The following is a 16,849-nucleotide window of genomic DNA, read 5'->3' as shown; positions in this document are numbered from 1 at the left end:
GTAGATAAAACTCCTAAATGGGGCATCATAAAGATACTATCAACTGCCAATCTTGTTATTCCCTCCGGTAAGAAACCATCGATCATCATCATTGCTGCTTGAACCCTTCTTGGTGCGTGGGATAAAATCCCACCAGAACCGATTATTAAATTTAAAGTCATCATATTAACTAATGTTTCACCAGTTAATGCTTGGGCAAAGGCATCAGAAATTGTCCTTTCTTGTTGAATACCTTTTAAACCAACTGCCATTGATTTGTGTTGTTCTAATGCCAATCTTAATGCCTCGCGGGCAATTGCTTGTTCAATTTTTAACTCTTCTAAGGTATGGGGAATAGTTGTTGGTCTTATCATTTTATTTCTTATTCTATTTCTCAAATCACCTTCATCAATCTTAAAAGGAATCCAGCGGATAATATTTTCAATACCTGCCTCTCTTAAAACATTACTAATACTGTAAGACATTCCTAAATTAGCGCTTACAGTTCTATTGAAAACCAATTCTTCACTTTCTGCTCTTCTGTCTCGGAAACAAGAAAAAATATCGGTCGTGGCACCACCGATATCTACTCCTAAAACCTCAATATTTTCACTTCTGCCAACTTGTTCAATCAAAAGACCAACCGCTCCCGGTGTGGGCATTATCGGCACATCTGTCCATTCCATAAGTTTTTTATATCCTGGAGCATGAGCCATTACATGTTCCATAAATAAATCGTGGATTTTATGCCTTGCCGGTTGTAAATTTTCTCTTTCTAAAACCGGTCTAATGTTTTCCACTATTTCTAAAGCAGTATGTTCTTTTAAAATTTTTAGGATATGTTCTCGCGCATCCTTATTGCCAGCATAAATTACTGGTAATTTGTAACCAATTCCAAACCTTGGTTTTGGATCAGCAGCTCTTATTAACTCCGCAAGTTCCACCACATGAGAAATTGTTCCACCATCAACACCACCAGAAAGCAAAATCATATCCGGTCTTAAATTTCTTATCCTCTCAATCTTTTCGTGAGGTAATCTTCCATCATTAGAAGCAATCACATCCATTACAATCGCACCAGCGCCTAATGCTGCTCTTTGAGCACTTTCTGCCGTCATCGTCAAAACAACACCAGCAACCATCATCTGTAAACCACCGCCGGCGGAACTTGTGGAGACATAGATATCAACTCCCTCTTTTTCATCTTTATAAGGTTTAATTATTTTTTCTCCTTCCAAAATTTTCACACCGGTCAACTCTTCCACTTCTCTAACTGCATTCAAGACACCTCTCGTAACATCTTCAAAAGGTGCCTCAACAGTTGTTGGTGCTTCGCCACGAACAATTAAACGATACTCTTCACCTCGCTTTTCAATCAAAATTGCTTTTGTGGTTGTGCTGCCACAATCAGTTGCTAATATTCTTTTTATTTTTTCTTTCTCGATCATATTCATCCTCTCTTTTTTCAATCTCTTTAATCAATAATTCAAGATTATTTCTATCTTCAAATAATAAAACCAACTTTTCATAAGGTACCGGATTAATTACCGAAGTAACAATCGGCTGAAAAAATACCAAAAGTTGATTAAAAGCAAAAGATAATGGCTTACTTGATTCTAACAAAACAATCGCTAATGGTGTTAACCTCAAAGAAACTACCCTTTCGGCAATTTTCTTTATCAATTCTTCTCTTTCTAATTCAGTTAACTCCATTTTACAATTAATTCTCTTCCGGCTTTTCCTTCATCTAATCTTCTTACTGGTGTATTATGGGGCGCATTCTTTACTAATTCCGGATTTTCTTTTATCTCCTCTTTTATCCTTGCCATTACCGAAATAAATCTATCAAGTTCTTCTTTTGGCTCGGTTTCGGTCGGCTCAATCATAAAGGCTTCAGACACAATTAACGGAAAATATACCGTTGGTGCATGACAATAATAATCTAATAATCTTTTGGCAATATCCAAAGCCCTAACATCCTGTTTTTTAAAATCCTTCAAAGTCAAAACAAATTCGTGTAAAGTGTTGGTTTTATATTCACAAGAAAAACCAAGTTCTTCTAATCTCTTTCTTAAATAACTGGCATTTAAAACCGCAATCTGAGAAACTTTCTTCAAGCCCTTTATTCCATTCATTCTTATGTAAGTATATGCCTTAACAAAAACATTAAAATTACCATAAAAACTTGCTGTCTTGCCGATTGACTCTTTATCATATTTAAGATAATATTTCTCATTCTTTTTTTCAATCTTCGGATTGGGCAAATAGGGAACTAAAAAATCTTTGGCACCAACCGGACCTGCTCCGGGACCACCACCACCGTGCGGAGTAGAAAAGGTTTTGTGAAGATTAAAATGCATAATATCAACACCAGCATCACCTGGTCGATGAATTCCGCAATAGGCATTCAAATTGGCACCATCTAAATATAGGAGCGCACCGTATTTATGTAACTCTTCAGCAATCAATTTAATATTCTTTTCAAAAATTCCTAAAGTATTAGGATTGGTAATCATCAAACAGGCAACTTGACTATTTAAATTCTTTTTCAAATCTTCTAAATCAATCATTCCTTCACTATTAGATTTAATTGTTTGAGCAACAAATCCCGCCATACTCACACTTGCCGGATTTGTTCCGTGAGCCGAATCAGGAATTAAAACAATCTTTCTATCTTCTTTTTTATCCATAAAATATTTCTTGATAACCAGCATTGCTGTTAATTCACCACTCGCACCGGCTGGCGGCTGCAAAGAAACATAATCCATTCCCGAAATCTCTTTTAAGAAATAAATAAGTTCATACATCAATCGCAAAGCACCTTGGATATCCTCTTCTTCTTGTAAAGGATGGAGATAAAGAAAACCTTCGTAACTTGCTACTTCTTCGTTCACCTTTGGATTATGCTTCATCGTGCAACTTCCTAAGGGATAGATTCCTTTATCTAAATGGTAATTCAAAGCCGAAAGACGGATAAAATGTCTAATCACTTCTATTTCCGAAACCTCAATAAATTCAAAATCCTTTCTTAAAAGATTTTCTGAAAGATAATTTTTAATATCTTTCTCGGGAATATCAATCTCGCCAAAATAGTCATTAAACTTTCCCTTTTTAGAATATTCCTTGATTAATTTCTCAAGCATATTCTATCCTTTATAATGCTTAATAAAATTCTCAATTGAGCGGTCATAAGTTCTTTCCACTTCTTTGGAGAAAAAGCAAGCCGGTACCTCTCTTCTTTTTAAATGATAATGAAGACATTCACAACACTTTCCTTTCTTTTCACAAGTCGGATAAGAACAATTACAAAAACTTAAATTTCTTTTAATATTACACTCCATCAGAAACTCCTTTTTAGCACTTCTACAAAGTAATCCATCTCCTCTTTCTTTCTCTTTTCTGTTACACAAACAAGTAGCATATCTTTCAAATTCTCATCCTTTGTTATCTCATATAAATCAATACCAGCATAAATCTTCTCTTTTTTACATTTATTAAGCAATTCTCTAACGGAAACTTTACTTTTTATTGTAAATTCTTTAAAGAAAGGTCTATCGGAAACCTTTTCAAAAATTGGCAGTGATAAAAGATTTTCATAAAGATAATGGCTTTTCTGAAAGGAAAAATTGGCAACTTTTTTAAGCCCTTCTTTTCCCATTAAAGAAAGATAAATTGCTGCTCTTAAAGCACAAAGTTGTTGATTGGTGCAGATATTGGACGTGGCCTTTTCCCTTCTAATATGTTGCTCCCTTGTTTGTAAAACCGTAACATAACCAACTTTTCCTTCTTTGTCAACTGTCTTACCACAAATCCTACCCGGTAGGTCTCTGATATATTCTTTTTTACTTGTTAAAATTCCTAAAAGGGGTCCGCCCAAAGAAGGATAAAGACCTAATGATTGACCTTCACCGGTTGCCAAATCAGCACCATAATCTCCCGGTGGCTTCAAAATTGCTAAAGAAATTGGGTCGCAGGAAACAATCAATTTTCCATTATATCTTTGAACAATCTGAGAAAGGACTTCAACATCTTCTATAAAACCAAAGAAGTTAGGAGTTTGAAATACCAAAAAGAAATTCTTTTCCAATTCCTTTGCCTTTTTTTCTAAATAATCAATATCAATAGTAAATTCCTTTAAAGGGATTTTAACAAAATTTATATCTTGACCTAAAAAGTAGGTTTTAATAACTTCCCAATAAAAAGGTGAAACACCAGAAGAGATTAGACAATTTTTATAACCTTTCTTTTTTAAAACATAAATCGCCTCTGCCAAAGCAGTAGCACCATCATAATGGGAAGCAGTAGAGACATCCATTTTGAATAAATCACAGATCAAAGATTGAAACTCAAACATTGCCTGTAAGGTCCCTTGGGATACCTCTGGCTGATAAGGAGTATAAGCAGTATAAAACTCGCTTCTTAAAACAATCTGGTCAATACAGGAAGGGATATAATGGTCATAAATACCGCCACCTAAAAAAGAGATATAAGAAGAAATTGTCTTATTCTCTTGGGAAATCTTTTTTAATTCTTTTCTTGCTTCCAACTCTTTTAATACTTTAACCTTCTCGTCTTCTAATTTTACTTTTAAATTGTCAGGAATAGTTTGAAAAAGTTCATCTAAACTCTTTAGTCCAAGATAAGAAAGCATCTCTTTTATCTCTTCTTCACTATGGGGTATAAACATTTATGCCTCTCCAATATGTTTTTTATAATCTTCACTATTTAATAAATTTTTTAATTCTTCTTTATCTTTTATCTTAATTTTCAATATCCAACCTTGACCATAAGGGTCTTGATTAGCAATTACCGGATTAGCAATTAACTCTTTATTTATCTCAATAATCTCTCCTGAAACCGGTAAATACAAATCAGCGGCAGTTTTCACTGCTTCCACATATCCAAATTTATCTCCTGCCTTTAATTCTTTGCCAACAATACTTTCTTCAATGCCAAAATAGACGATATCCTGTAATTCCTTTTGGGCAAAATCGGTTATACCAACAATTCCAATATCATTCTCTACTTTAATCCACTCATGGGTTTTTGTGTAATACAAATTATCTAATACTAAAGCCATTAAACCTCCTTTTTTGATTTTTTAATACTACCAAATTGATAAAAAGGTAATTTCACAATCTCACCCTCTTTCTTATTTTCTAAATAAACTTTATTACCAATTTGGCAATAATTTATATCGACATATCCCAAAGCAATCCCACAATTTACACTAAAAGAAAAAGTGCCACTGGTAATAAAACCTATTAAAGAATTATTACTATCGTATAAATTCATTTTTGGTCGTGGAATTACTTTATCAGCAAATTTTATTCCCACCAATTTTCTTTTCAGCCCTTGTTCTTTTATTTTCAATAATGCTTCTTTGCCAATGAAATCCTTATTAAATTTTACTACAAAAGAAAGATTAGCCTCTAAGGGATTTTTATCCTTATCAATATCCTGACCATATAAACAATAGCCCATTTCCAATCTTAACATATCCCTTGCTCCCAATCCACAAGGCATAAGGGAAGAATCTTTCTCAAAAAGAGCATCCCATATCTTATGGGCATAACTTCTATCAAAATATAACTCAAAACCATCTTCACCCGTATAGCCTGTTCGGGAGACTAACATTAAAACATCCAATATCTTTATCTCCTTAGAATAATAGAAACCAATCTCTGATAAATTATCATTGGTAAGAGAAGAAAGAATTTCTTCTGCCCTTTTGCCTTGCAAAGCCAACTGACAAACCTCTTCGGAAATATTTTTTATTTCACAATTAAATTTTTTATTTATTGATAAAATATAATTATAATCCTTCTCTAAATTGGCACAATTTACTACCAATAAAATTCTCTCAGGTAGATTATAACAGACCAAATCGTCAACAATCCCACCATCTTCATATAACATACAAGCATAACAAGCTTGATACTCTTTTAAAGAAAAAATATCATTAGTAATCAGATAATTCACAAATTCCTTATAATCTTTTCCGGAAACCTCAATCCTTCCCATATGAGAGACATCAAAAAGACCACAGTTATTTCTTACCGCTAATACCTCTTCTTTAATTGAACGATAAGAAATCGGCATCAAATAAGAAAAAAAATCAATCATCTGTGCCTTATATTCCAAATGTTTCTCATAAAAAGGTGTTTTCTTTAACATTTTAGTATTATAATAAATTATCATCAAAAGTCAAAAAATCTTATTTACTTATAATAATTAACCTAAAAATAAAAGGAACTCTAAAACAAAGTATAAAATCCTCATAAAACTAAAATAATCATTCAAAAGCAAAACTTATTTATTTCAAAAGATTTAAAAGAAATCTTTACCCATTTTAAAATAGTTTTCTCAAATTATTATACCTTTAAAAACTAAATTCTATAATATCTCCTATACTGCCCCCTTTTTAATAGAAAGCAAAACCCTCCTGTATTACTAAGATAGGTTTTTAGAATATATAAAAGAGATATTTATTTAGTTATTAAAAAAATACTGGGTTTTAAGCACCTCCTTTTTAAGTTTGTTTTTTAGTAAAATTAATAACCTCTTTATCCAATAATCGTTATAAGCCGGTTGGAAATTATAATAGTAGAAAGATAAATAACCTTTCTTTGGGATTATTTTGAAATTGCCCATCAGATTAGGAATAGTATACTTATTAACCTTCGGATAACAGTCCATCACCATAATATCTCTCCCTATATATAATACGAAAAAAGACCCCTAAAGGTTACCACTTTTTTTATATTAACTTAATAAGTTCTTATTCAACACTCTTGACTTAATCTTATTTCTCTTTATACTAATAACAAATGTATAAATTTAGCGTTTCTGGTTTAAGAGGAAAGGTATTTTTTAATATTTTCCCATACGATTTTTTTATATTTACTTACCATTTTTCTAAAAATCAAAAGGAAGATAAAATTTTATTAGGTTATGATACTAGACCAAGTTCTAAGATTTTTTATTCATCGGTTATATCAGGAATTTTACAGGCAGGTAAAAATGTAATTGATTTGGGAATTATTCCAACGCCAACATTGGTTTTTGCCTCTCAGATATTAAAACTACCAGGAATTATTATTACCGCTTCCCATAATCCAATTAATGAAAATGGTTTGAAATTTGTATCTTCTAAAGGCAGGTTTCTTTTTGAGAAAGAGATTAAAAAATTTAGTTTTGATGATATTAAAAACTTAGAAAGAAAAGATTTACCAAAAATTGAAAGTTTTAATAAAGAACTTATTTATCAAAAACATCTGTTAAAAATTAGTAGGTATAAAATATTTAAGAACCTATCTTTTAAGGACTTGAAAATCGGAATTGATTGTGTTAATGGCTCAGCAAGTTCAGAAATTAATTATTTCTGTAATTATTTAAATTTAAAGGCAAGTTTCTTATTTTGTGAAAAGGAAATTAAAAAGGATTTTCCCAGACCACCAGAGCCTTCTAAGAATTCTTTAAGAAAATTGGCTAATTTTATAAAGAAAGAAAAATTAGATTTGGGAATTGGTTTTGACCCGGATGGTGATAGAGTTGCTTTTGTCTGTGAAAATGGTGAAATTTTAAGTGAAGAATATACTCTTCCTTTAACTCTTTTATATTTTTTAGAAAAGAAAAGAACACCTGTTGTCTGTAATTTCTCAACAAGCCTTTTGGTAAATGATGTTTGTGAAAAGTTTAATGTCCCTTTGTATCGAACAAAGGTTGGCGAAAGTAATGTTGTTTATCAAATGTTAAAAAGAAAAAGCCTTATTGGTGGTGAGGGAAACGGTGGTGTGATTGTTAAAGATATTAATCTAACAAGAGATGGTTTTGTTGCTTTCTATTTTATTCTATCTTTAATCAAAGAAAAAGATAAGCCCTTATCAATATTGAAAAAGAGTTTTAATGATTACATAATTATTAAAGAGAAAATGGCATTTGATACTAAAAATTTTTTAAAGATGAAGGAAAAAGTGAAAAACAATTTTATTAAGTTATTTAAAAAGCCTTATTTTATTAGTGAAGAAGATGGCTTTTTCTTTTTCAAAAGAAATTTCTTATTCCATTTAAGACCTTCTAATACCGAAAATCTTTTGCGAATAATAATCAATGCCGATGATGAAAAGATTGTTAAACAAGTTTATGAGATTTTAAAATAATATGTGTGGAATTGTTGGCTATATTGGTTCACGGGATATTACTTCGGTTTTATTAGTTGCCTTAGAAAGATTGGAATATCGGGGATACGATTCCTGCGGTATTGCGGTAAATTATCAAGGGAAAATCTTTGTGAAAAAGACTGCTGGCAGGTTATTTAAATTAAAGGAGATTTTAAATTCTACTCCCCTATTTTCTTATCAAGAAGGAGATACTTTAATTGGCATTGGCCATACCCGCTGGGCAACCCACGGAAAGGTAAGCGACGAAAATGCCCATCCCTTTTTAGACTGCCAAAAGATTTTAGCAATTGTCCATAATGGAATAATTGAAAATTTTCAGGAATTAAAAGAGAGACTTATTAACAATGGTCATAAATTTGAAAGCGAAACCGATACCGAAGTGATTGTTCATCTTTTAGAAGAAAAGATAAAAAAAGATAATTTAACAGAAAAAGATTTCTTAAAAGGTCTTTGTGAAACATTAAAGGAATTAAAAGGTAGTTTTGCCCTTTGCCTTATTTCTCCATTATTTGATTTTCTTATTGGTATAAAAAAAGGGAGTCCACTCCTTTGCGGAATTGGTAAAAATGAAGGAATGATCGCTTCAGATATTTTGGCATTAGTTGGTATCTGTAAAAAGGTTTATATTATGGAAGATGGTGAAATCTGTTTCTTAAGAAAGGATAGAGTAAATTTTTATAATGAAGAAGGTAAAGAAATAGAAAAGGAAAGCGTAAAAATTGACTTGAAAGCGAAAGAAGTAAGTAAAGGAAGATATCGCCATTTTATGAGAAAAGAGATATACGAACAACCTAAAATCTTAAAAGAGAATTTAGAAAAACGGATATATGAAAAAGAAATTCTTTTAGGTGAAAGTTTCCATCTCTATCCCGAAGATATAAAAAATATCAGTAATATTGTTATCCAAGCCTGTGGCACTTCTTATCACGCAGGTTTAATCGGCAGAGATTATTTTGAAAAGATAAGTGAAATACCAACCAATGTGGAGATTGCTTCTGAATTATTATCAAGACCTTTTCTATTTAATAACAATACCTTAATGATTGCCATTTCCCAATCGGGTGAAACTGCTGATACCTTAATGGCATTAAGGGAGGCAAAAGAGAGAAAGATAAAAAATTTAGCAATCTTAAATGTGAAAAGATCATCAATGGATAGAGAAGCCGATAATGTTATTTTTATCAATGCTGGTCCGGAAATTGGTGTTGCTTCTACCAAGGCATATACTGCCCAAATTTTTAATCTATTTATTTTAGCACTATATTTTGCCTTAATAAGAGAAAAAATTAACAGAGAAAAATTAGAAGACTATTTGAAAGAATTAAAAATTATCCCAGAAAAGATTAAGAAAGCATTACTTTTAGATAAAACAATCAAAAAAGTAGCAAGGAAATATTATAATTCACCCCATTTTGTCTTTTTAGGAAGAGGAATTAACTATCCCAGTGCTTTAGAAGGCGCTTTAAAATTAAAAGAGATTTCTTATATCCACGCTGCTGGCTATCCTGCCGGTGAAATGAAACATGGACCAATTTCGGTAATCACCGAAGAAATACCGGTTATCTGTATTTGCGTAAAAGACTCAACTTATGAGAAAATGATTTCCAATATAATGGAAGCAAAGGCAAGGGGTGGCAAAATTATTGCTATCGGCAATGAGAATGATAAAAGACTAAAAGAAATCTCCGAAGATATTTTTTATCTACCAGAAACGATTGAATTTTTAACACCAATTTTAGTAGCAATTCCCCTTCAACTTTTTGCCTATCATATCGCCTGCCTCCGTGGTTGCGATGTTGATAAACCAAGACATTTAGCAAAAAGTGTCACAGTATTATAAGTCACAAATAATAAAAATACGAGTTATTCCTAACGCCAAAAAGAATGAGATAGTAAAAGAAAAAGATAGATTAAAAGTCTATTTAACCGCTCCACCCATTGAAGGAAAAGCAAATAAAGTTTTGATTGAAATTTTAGCTGAATATTTTAATGTGAAAAAAGGACAAATAAAAATTATTAAAGGCGAAAAAAGTAAAGATAAAATAATTGAAATAATAAATACTTCCCTTTAAAATAAAAGTATGAGAAAAATATTGGTTTTTATATTTTTCTTATTTTCTTGCTCTCCCCTACCACCAACAATTGGTAAATTAAGAGAAGTTATTATCTTTACTGAATATCAAAATGAAATAGAAAATCTAATCTCGCAAATATTAGAAAAGAAAGTTTATACTCCCCAACCTGAACCTTATTTTACTATTAAATATAAAAACTTAGCAAGTTTTCCTTTATTAAAAGATTTTACTACCCTCTTTTTAGTTGGCACAATATCTGACGAATTTATTTCGGATTTGATTGGCGATAAAATTGAGATTATCAAAAGAGATACCTTTGGCTTCTTTCGTTTAAAAGACTTATATACCAAAAATCAACAGATATTTATTTTTGTCAGTAGTGAGAAAAATCTATTAAAAGAAGGCTTAAAAAGATACGAGAAAAGAATTTTTTATTCTCTTTTAGAACATATTTATGACCTTATCCATCTTTATACTTATTCTATTGGTATTGATAAAGAAAAAATAAAATATCTGAAAGAAAATTACCATTTTACTTTTAAAATTCCAAAAAGATATATTTTAAAAGAAGAATATAAAAAAGATAATTTTATCTATCTCTTTACCCATTATCCTGATAGATCAATATTTATCTATTTTGATAACACAAGAAGGGAATTATTGCCCGAAAAGATTGCCAATTTAAGAGATAGTTTAACGATAAAATTTTATAATGGCGATTACATTTTAAGGGAATATACTTATGCCGAAAGCACCTATTTTTTAAACCAACCTGCTTTGAAACTTATTGGTGTCTGGCAGAATGATAAAGATATTATTGGCGGTCCTTTTATCTCTTATGCCTTTAATTATCAGGATAAATTCTATTTGATTGATGGCACCTTGTTTTATCCCGGCGAAAAGAAGTTAAATAACTTACTCCAATTAGATGTAATTCTCAGAACTTTTGAAGTTGAATAAAGAAAATTATATCTTAGGAATTGATGAGGCTGGTAGAGGATGTGTTATTGGTCCAATGGTTATTTGTGGAATTTTGGTTGAAGAAAAAGATATTGTAAAATTAAAAGAGATTGGTGTAAAGGATTCTAAACAACTTAAACCCGATAAAAGAGAAAGATTAGCAAAGAAAATAAAAGATATTGCTGAAAGAATAGTTATCAAAAGAATATCACCAAAAGTTATTGACAGATATAACCTCAATTTTCTGGAACTGAAAAATATGGCAAAAATTATTGAGAAATTAAATCCCGATATTATCTATTTTGATTGTCCTGTAAATCAAAGGGGAATTAAAAAGTATTGTGAAGAATTAAAAAATTTATTAAATAAGAAGAATATCACACCAAAAATTATTGGCGAAAATAAGGCAGATAAAAAATATGAAGTAGTAAGTGCTGCTTCAATAATTGCCAAAGTAGAAAGGGATAGGATTATAAGAAATTTTAAAAAGAAATACGGCGATTTCGGTTCGGGCTATCCCAGTGATAAAAAAACAATGGAATTTCTAAGAAAATATTACAATTACTGTCTACCAATAATCCGTACAAAATGGCGGATTAAATTAATTACCTAATTTTGAAGTTTCTATAAGGAAATTTTTAATCTACTCAATAATTTTTGTTAGTTAAATTTACCATTCAGATACTAGCTATACTACTGCTTGTCAATCATATTTTAAGATACATTTAATAAAAATCTAATTTAATATTTTTCTTATTGACATAAAAATATTTTTAGTTTAAATTTTAGAAAGTTTTATCGGCGGCACCGAGCCTAAAACGACAAAGGATATCTTTAGGTGCAAAGGATATCAAGGGGGTAAAAAAAATGTTTAAAAATTCTTTAATTTTCTTATCAATTCTCTTTTTTATTGTTTTTGCTAATCCTCCGACACTCAGTTCTTTAAATTCCTTAAAACCTATCTCTCCTAATACCGACCAAATTACTATTCCCTTGATGCTTAATTTTCAAGGAAAACTTACTGATATTAATGGTCAACCAGTTTTAGATTCTATTTATTCAATAACTTTTCGCTTATTTACTTCTCCTACTGGTGGCATTGCTTTTTGGAACGAAACCCAAAATGTTCAAACCCAATCTGGGCTTTTTAATGTCCTTTTAGGAAGTGTTGTGCCAATTTCTTCTCTTCCGATAGATGGCAATTGTTATTTAGAAATGCAAGTAAACCCTCATTCACCAATGATACCAAGAATAAGAATTGTTAGTAATGCCTACTCTTATCTATCAAGAAAAGCTGATAGCGCCAATTATGCCTTAAATGCCCAAATCCAAAGACCAATTAGTCCACCAATAAATACCGATGAAATTCAAGACGGCACAATTATTGCTGACGATTTATCTGCTACCGGTGTTACTGCTGGCACTTATGGTGATGCGACAAATGTTGCCCAAATCACTGTAAATGAAAAAGGACAGATAACCAATGCCGCTAATGTTGCTATTACTGGCTTACCACCAACTGGTCCAGCCGGTGGCGATTTAACTGGTAATTATCCAAACCCATTAATTGCTAACGAAGTTGTCAATTCCTCAAAAATTACTGATAATTCAATAAGAGGAGTTGATATTTTTAAACCTTGTACTCTCAGTGGAAATGTTAGTTATCCTAATGCAATTATGCGGATTAAAAATCCTGCTGGTCATGGTTTAGCAATTGATACTGCCTTTAGTGCCGGTATTTCGGTTGGATATGTCGGCACTGGTCTTGCTATTGGTCGGATAACTTATACTGGTGTCAATATCGACAGTGCTGCTATTTATGGTATTAATATAAATCGCGCCCAAACAGGTATAAGGGTTTACCGGGCAAGTAATTATGGTAGCTATATTGACAGTACAATTGATGGTGTTTATATTGGCAACGCAAATAGAGGAATTAACATTGGTAATGCTATTTATGCTGTAAATATTTCCCGAGCAGGGAATAACGGTCTGCGGGTATATCGCTGTTCAGGAAGTGGTGTCTTTATTGACAGTGCCAATTTTGGTCTTGAAATTGACAGTGCCAATACCGGTATTTATATCCGCTATGCACCAACAGGTTTAAATATTCAGAGAACAAGTGTTGGTTTAGGAATAAATCGAGCATCTCTTAATGGTGTTTATATTGATAGTACCTCTAATGGTATTTATATTGATACTGCCTCAAATGGGATAATAATCAATCGAGCCAGTTCTGGTGTCCGTATTTCCAATTCTTCTTTTTATGGTATCTATATTGACAATGCTACAAATTATGGTTTACATATTAACCAGGCTGGGCTTAATGGAGTAACTGTTTATAATGCCGGCAGTTACGGTGTGTATGCTATCGGAGACATAGCAGGCGGTGATTTTTTTGCCAGTAATAGCGGAGCCGAAGGACTTTATGCCCATGCCTATGGCAATGTTGCGACTGATACTGCTATCCAAGCCTATGGTCGTGGTTATGCGACTGGTGGTTGGTATACTGGTGGTCTTTGGGATGATAAAGAAGCACCTTGTATTATCAGTCCTGACTTATCAATAATTACTGCTGGTAGCGGAAGACTCAATAATGGCAAAGCCGAAATCTCTTTTCCGGAAGTCTTTTCCCAAAATATTAGAACTGACATTCCGGTTAGAATTGTTGTTACTCCGAAAGAGGAACCTACTGGTTTACTTTATGTAAGCAGAATTAAAACAAACGGTTTTGAAATTATCTTAAAGAAAATTCCTACCTGGGGAGAAAATACTAATATCTCTTTTGATTGGATTGCCTTTGGTATATTAAAAGAATACGAAACATCCCAAAAAGCAAAAGAGGAATGGAGAAAATTGTTAAGGGAAAAAGAAAAGGGGAGGAAGAATGAGTAAACTAAAAATCTTTCTTTATCTTCTTTTTATCTCTTATGCTTTTTCTCAATATTATTGTGATTGGTATACAATAAACAGCGATGGAAAAAATTTAACTAATACCAATTATCAAGCAAAAAATTCTCTCTCCCAAAATGCTATCAGCTATCTAACAAACCCTAATTATCTTGGTTTTATTGGTTTCTGGATAAGAGAGCCACAAGTAAGTATTAAGGAAAAGGAAGAATTACCAAATCCCCATCAATTAGAAACAAAATTATATAACCCCTTTCCTAATCCTTTCTTTCATAAAACAAGAATTCTTTTTTCCCTTAAAAATCAAAGTAATGTAAAACTTTTTATTTATGACCGAATGGGAAGGATTATAAAGATATTGATTAATGAAAATAAAAAACCTGGTATCTACTCAGTCAACTGGCAAGGCGAAAATAACTTTCAGCAAAAGGTTAATCCCGGTATCTATTTTTCAAAATTTCAAACCGGTGACTATTATGAAATAAAAAAGATTACTTTTATTTGGTAAAGAATAATAAAAAATCTATAAATATTTTAAAAAGTCTTGCCAAATTGGAAATGGGGTTCTAATTTATTTCCTTCGCGGTCAAAACCGTAGCCTAAATCAAAGCCAATCAATCCTAACATTGGTACTTCTACTCGGACACCGACACCAACTCCCCTTTTAAAGGTTCCAAAATTTATCTTATTTAAATCTTCAAAACAATTTCCACAATCAAAGAAAGCAATAAAGGAAAGATAATAAGCCAATTTTAATTTATATTCTAAATTGAAAATGGTCATTGCCTTGCCACCCACTAAATAACCATCTTTTACTGGTGAAATTGAACGGTCAGGATAACCACGAATACCTTCTTCACCAACACCACCTAAATAAAATCGTTCGTATAAAGGTACAGTATCGTTTCTTTTCAATTCAGTAATATAACCAATCCTTGTTCTTGCCATCAAAGAAAATTTCCAAAATAAGGGGAAATAGACCCGCACATCTATTATCTGTCTTAAAAAGTTAATCTTTAAAGTTGAGATATCAAAAGAATATAAATAATAAGAACCAGCACTGGGGTTAAAAACATAATCCCGAGCATCCCGAATAATAGAAAAATTTGGTGAGAGATATATCTTTTTTATTGTATCCCGATATACTTCTTTTGGCACTTTGGTATCTTTAATACTTTTTGGTGGAATATAACTACTACCAAATTTCAATCCCCAATAAATTCTTGTATAATCAAGAATTATTGGATAGGAGAAATTAAAAGAAAGATTTCGGTCAAGTTTATCATAATAATCATAAGCATAGGAATAGTATAACAAATTAAAACCACAAGAAAAAGGAATATCAAAAAGATAAGGTTCTTCAAAACCCATTTGTAAATTAGTAACCGTTCCACCCTTTTCTAATTTTAAGTATATCTTTTGACCTTTACCAAATAAGTTAGGCTGAGATATTTCAAAACCGCCGACAATCTTCTCTTTTTGAGAATAAGAAACACTGGCACTTACCTGTCCAAAAGTTACTTTCTCTTTTACTTTATAATTTAAATCAATATATTCGCTATCTACCGGTGTAAAATCAACACTGATATCCTCAAAAAATCCTAAGTTAAAAATATTTCTTTGACTTCTTATCAATAAAGATTTCTTAAATAAATCTCCCGGTAAAGTAACTATCTCCCTTCTGATAACCTTATCTTTTGTCCGCTCATTACCCTCAATATTAACCAATCTAATCTTAACCGGATTTCCTTCTTTTATCTCATAATTCACATCAACGGTATCATTTCTAATTTCTTCAATCGGATTAATCTGACAATATAAATAACCTTCTTCTTGATAGAGATTATACAATTCCTGCAAACTTAAATTCATCTTTTTGACATTATAATAATCACCTTTTTTCAATTTTATTGCTTTCTTTAAACTTTCTATGCCAATAGAATTATTACCACTAAAATTAATATCTCCTAAATAAAATTTTTTCCCTTCTTCTAATTGAATATTAATTTCTAACCAATCACCTTCGCTTTTTAATTCGTAGTCAACTATCTTTACTTGTAAGAAACCATTCTCTTTGTAATAATCGGTTATCCTTGTCAAATCCTTTTTAAACTCCTCTTCTTTAAAAATCCCTTTCCGATACCATCTCTTTTCTCGATTAACTAATTTTCTTTTTATCTTATTTTCTTTTAAATTTTTAACACCAATCAGATTTATTTTTCTTATTTTATATTTCTTACCTTCTTCAATATGAAAGGTGATTGTTACCATATTCTGGGAATCTCTTTCTGATTTGGTATAAAAAACCTTTGGTGCCACAAAACCTTTTTCTTTATAAAGGTTTAAAATTTCTTTTTGATAATTAAATATCTTATATTCACTAATCACTTCTCCTTTTTTATATTTAATTTTTTCTTTTAACTCTTTAGTTTTAACTTTTTGATTGCCCGAAAAGATGATATCTTTTAATAATGGATTATCTTTAGTAGTAAAAATTAAAATTATTCCTTTATCAGTAATTGTTGTTTCTGCTTTTATATCACTAAAAAGTCCGCTTTTGTATATTTTTTTAATTGCCTCGGCGACCCTTTCGGAAGAGAGAATTTCTCCTGGTTTTATTCCGCATAGATTAAGGACAGTTAAAGTATCAATAAATTCAGTTTTTGCTCGAACTTGATAAATTATTTGTGAAAAAAGAAAAGAGAAAATAAAGAAAGATAAAAATAAAGACTTTTTAAGCAC

At 31.3% G+C, this 16,849-nt stretch carries 16 protein-coding genes; 7 read left to right on the top strand and 9 right to left on the bottom strand.

Annotation, left to right across the window (positions count from 1 at the left end; translation table 11 throughout):
• The 8 genes from ABIK75_04850 to ABIK75_04815 all read right to left on the bottom strand — a co-directional run.
• The coding region (locus ABIK75_04850) for a glutamate mutase L (GenBank protein MEO0090416.1) at positions 1 to 1,433 on the bottom strand (1,433 nt) is incomplete at its 3' end.
• Complete coding sequence (locus tag ABIK75_04845; GenBank protein ID MEO0090415.1) at positions 1,387 to 1,692, bottom strand: hypothetical protein; 306 nt, start codon at positions 1,690 to 1,692, stop codon at positions 1,387 to 1,389. The genes ABIK75_04850 and ABIK75_04845, both read right to left, overlap by 47 nt.
• On the bottom strand, positions 1,683 to 3,122 hold the full coding sequence (gene gcvPB / locus ABIK75_04840) for an aminomethyl-transferring glycine dehydrogenase subunit GcvPB (protein ID MEO0090414.1): 1,440 nt from the start codon (positions 3,120 to 3,122) through the stop codon (positions 1,683 to 1,685). Before gcvPB ends, ABIK75_04845 begins: the two co-directional genes overlap by 10 nt.
• 3 nt (positions 3,123 to 3,125) lie before the next feature.
• The gene (locus tag ABIK75_04835) at positions 3,126 to 3,320 is read right to left on the bottom strand and encodes a DUF6485 family protein (GenBank protein ID MEO0090413.1); all 195 of its coding nucleotides are present in this window, start codon (positions 3,318 to 3,320) and stop codon (positions 3,126 to 3,128) included.
• Positions 3,320 to 4,666: an aminomethyl-transferring glycine dehydrogenase subunit GcvPA gene (gene gcvPA, locus ABIK75_04830; protein MEO0090412.1), complete on the bottom strand. Its 1,347-nt coding sequence runs from the start codon at positions 4,664 to 4,666 to the stop codon at positions 3,320 to 3,322. The genes ABIK75_04835 and gcvPA overlap by 1 nt, the downstream gene beginning before the upstream one ends.
• A complete protein-coding gene (gene gcvH / locus ABIK75_04825) occupies positions 4,667 to 5,059 on the bottom strand; it encodes a glycine cleavage system protein GcvH (GenBank protein ID MEO0090411.1) in 393 nt (130 codons plus the stop codon).
• The gene (gcvT, locus tag ABIK75_04820) at positions 5,059 to 6,156 is read right to left on the bottom strand and encodes a glycine cleavage system aminomethyltransferase GcvT (GenBank protein MEO0090410.1); all 1,098 of its coding nucleotides are present in this window, start codon (positions 6,154 to 6,156) and stop codon (positions 5,059 to 5,061) included. Before gcvT ends, gcvH begins: the two co-directional genes overlap by 1 nt.
• Before the next feature lie 315 nt (positions 6,157 to 6,471).
• Positions 6,472 to 6,678 (bottom strand): hypothetical protein, encoded by a 207-nt coding sequence (locus tag ABIK75_04815; GenBank protein ID MEO0090409.1) that lies wholly within the window; start codon positions 6,676 to 6,678, stop codon positions 6,472 to 6,474.
• Positions 6,679 to 6,809: 131 nt separating this feature from the next.
• On the opposite strand from ABIK75_04815, the gene ABIK75_04810 reads away from it, so the two are divergent.
• The 7 genes from ABIK75_04810 (at position 6,810) to ABIK75_04780 (ending at position 14,615) form a co-directional block, all read left to right on the top strand.
• Positions 6,810 to 8,141 carry a hypothetical protein gene (locus tag ABIK75_04810; GenBank protein MEO0090408.1) on the top strand — a complete coding sequence of 444 codons (1,332 nt, stop codon included), beginning with the start codon at positions 6,810 to 6,812 and terminating at the stop codon, positions 8,139 to 8,141.
• 1 nt (position 8,142) lies between these two features.
• Positions 8,143 to 10,002 (top strand): glutamine--fructose-6-phosphate transaminase (isomerizing), encoded by a 1,860-nt coding sequence (glmS, locus tag ABIK75_04805; GenBank protein ID MEO0090407.1) that lies wholly within the window; start codon positions 8,143 to 8,145, stop codon positions 10,000 to 10,002.
• Positions 9,986 to 10,234 carry a DUF167 domain-containing protein gene (locus tag ABIK75_04800; GenBank protein MEO0090406.1) on the top strand — a complete coding sequence of 83 codons (249 nt, stop codon included), beginning with the start codon at positions 9,986 to 9,988 and terminating at the stop codon, positions 10,232 to 10,234. Before glmS ends, ABIK75_04800 begins: the two co-directional genes overlap by 17 nt.
• A gap of 9 nt (positions 10,235 to 10,243) precedes the next feature.
• The gene (locus tag ABIK75_04795; protein ID MEO0090405.1) at positions 10,244 to 11,197 is read left to right on the top strand and encodes a DUF4837 family protein; all 954 of its coding nucleotides are present in this window, start codon (positions 10,244 to 10,246) and stop codon (positions 11,195 to 11,197) included.
• Complete coding sequence (gene rnhB, locus ABIK75_04790; protein MEO0090404.1) at positions 11,190 to 11,810, top strand: ribonuclease HII; 621 nt, start codon at positions 11,190 to 11,192, stop codon at positions 11,808 to 11,810. The genes ABIK75_04795 and rnhB overlap by 8 nt, the downstream gene beginning before the upstream one ends.
• Positions 11,811 to 12,064: 254 nt before the next feature.
• Complete coding sequence (locus tag ABIK75_04785; protein ID MEO0090403.1) at positions 12,065 to 14,092, top strand: hypothetical protein; 2,028 nt, start codon at positions 12,065 to 12,067, stop codon at positions 14,090 to 14,092.
• Positions 14,085 to 14,615 carry a T9SS type A sorting domain-containing protein gene (locus ABIK75_04780; GenBank protein MEO0090402.1) on the top strand — a complete coding sequence of 177 codons (531 nt, stop codon included), beginning with the start codon at positions 14,085 to 14,087 and terminating at the stop codon, positions 14,613 to 14,615. The genes ABIK75_04785 and ABIK75_04780 overlap by 8 nt, the downstream gene beginning before the upstream one ends.
• 26 nt (positions 14,616 to 14,641) lie before the next feature.
• Here ABIK75_04780 and bamA read toward each other — a convergent pair whose 3' ends face one another.
• Complete coding sequence (bamA, locus tag ABIK75_04775; protein MEO0090401.1) at positions 14,642 to 16,849, bottom strand: outer membrane protein assembly factor BamA; 2,208 nt, start codon at positions 16,847 to 16,849, stop codon at positions 14,642 to 14,644.

Source organism: candidate division WOR-3 bacterium (assembly GCA_039801725.1).
Taxonomy (GTDB): Bacteria; Hydrothermota; Tepidihabitantia; order Tepidihabitantales; family DTDR01; genus DTDR01.
This window is presented reverse-complemented; position numbering and strand designations above follow the sequence as displayed.

What these genes read in the sequence shown, in the direction of transcription:
- gcvPA (MEO0090412.1), bottom strand. Translation starts at nt 4,666, where the DNA reads ATGTTTATACCCCATAGTGAAGAAGAGATAAAAGAGATGCTTTCTTAT.
- ABIK75_04835 (MEO0090413.1), bottom strand. Translation starts at nt 3,320, where the DNA reads ATGGAGTGTAATATTAAAAGAAATTTAAGTTTTTGTAATTGTTCTTAT.
- glmS (MEO0090407.1), top strand. Translation starts at nt 8,143, where the DNA reads ATGTGTGGAATTGTTGGCTATATTGGTTCACGGGATATTACTTCGGTT.
- ABIK75_04810 (MEO0090408.1), top strand. Translation starts at nt 6,810, where the DNA reads ATGTATAAATTTAGCGTTTCTGGTTTAAGAGGAAAGGTATTTTTTAAT.
- gcvH (MEO0090411.1), bottom strand. Translation starts at nt 5,059, where the DNA reads ATGGCTTTAGTATTAGATAATTTGTATTACACAAAAACCCATGAGTGG.
- ABIK75_04815 (MEO0090409.1), bottom strand. Translation starts at nt 6,678, where the DNA reads ATGGACTGTTATCCGAAGGTTAATAAGTATACTATTCCTAATCTGATG.
- ABIK75_04845 (MEO0090415.1), bottom strand. Translation starts at nt 1,692, where the DNA reads ATGGAGTTAACTGAATTAGAAAGAGAAGAATTGATAAAGAAAATTGCC.
- ABIK75_04780 (MEO0090402.1), top strand. Translation starts at nt 14,085, where the DNA reads ATGAGTAAACTAAAAATCTTTCTTTATCTTCTTTTTATCTCTTATGCT.
- gcvT (MEO0090410.1), bottom strand. Translation starts at nt 6,156, where the DNA reads ATGTTAAAGAAAACACCTTTTTATGAGAAACATTTGGAATATAAGGCA.
- gcvPB (MEO0090414.1), bottom strand. Translation starts at nt 3,122, where the DNA reads ATGCTTGAGAAATTAATCAAGGAATATTCTAAAAAGGGAAAGTTTAAT.
- ABIK75_04785 (MEO0090403.1), top strand. Translation starts at nt 12,065, where the DNA reads ATGTTTAAAAATTCTTTAATTTTCTTATCAATTCTCTTTTTTATTGTT.
- ABIK75_04795 (MEO0090405.1), top strand. Translation starts at nt 10,244, where the DNA reads ATGAGAAAAATATTGGTTTTTATATTTTTCTTATTTTCTTGCTCTCCC.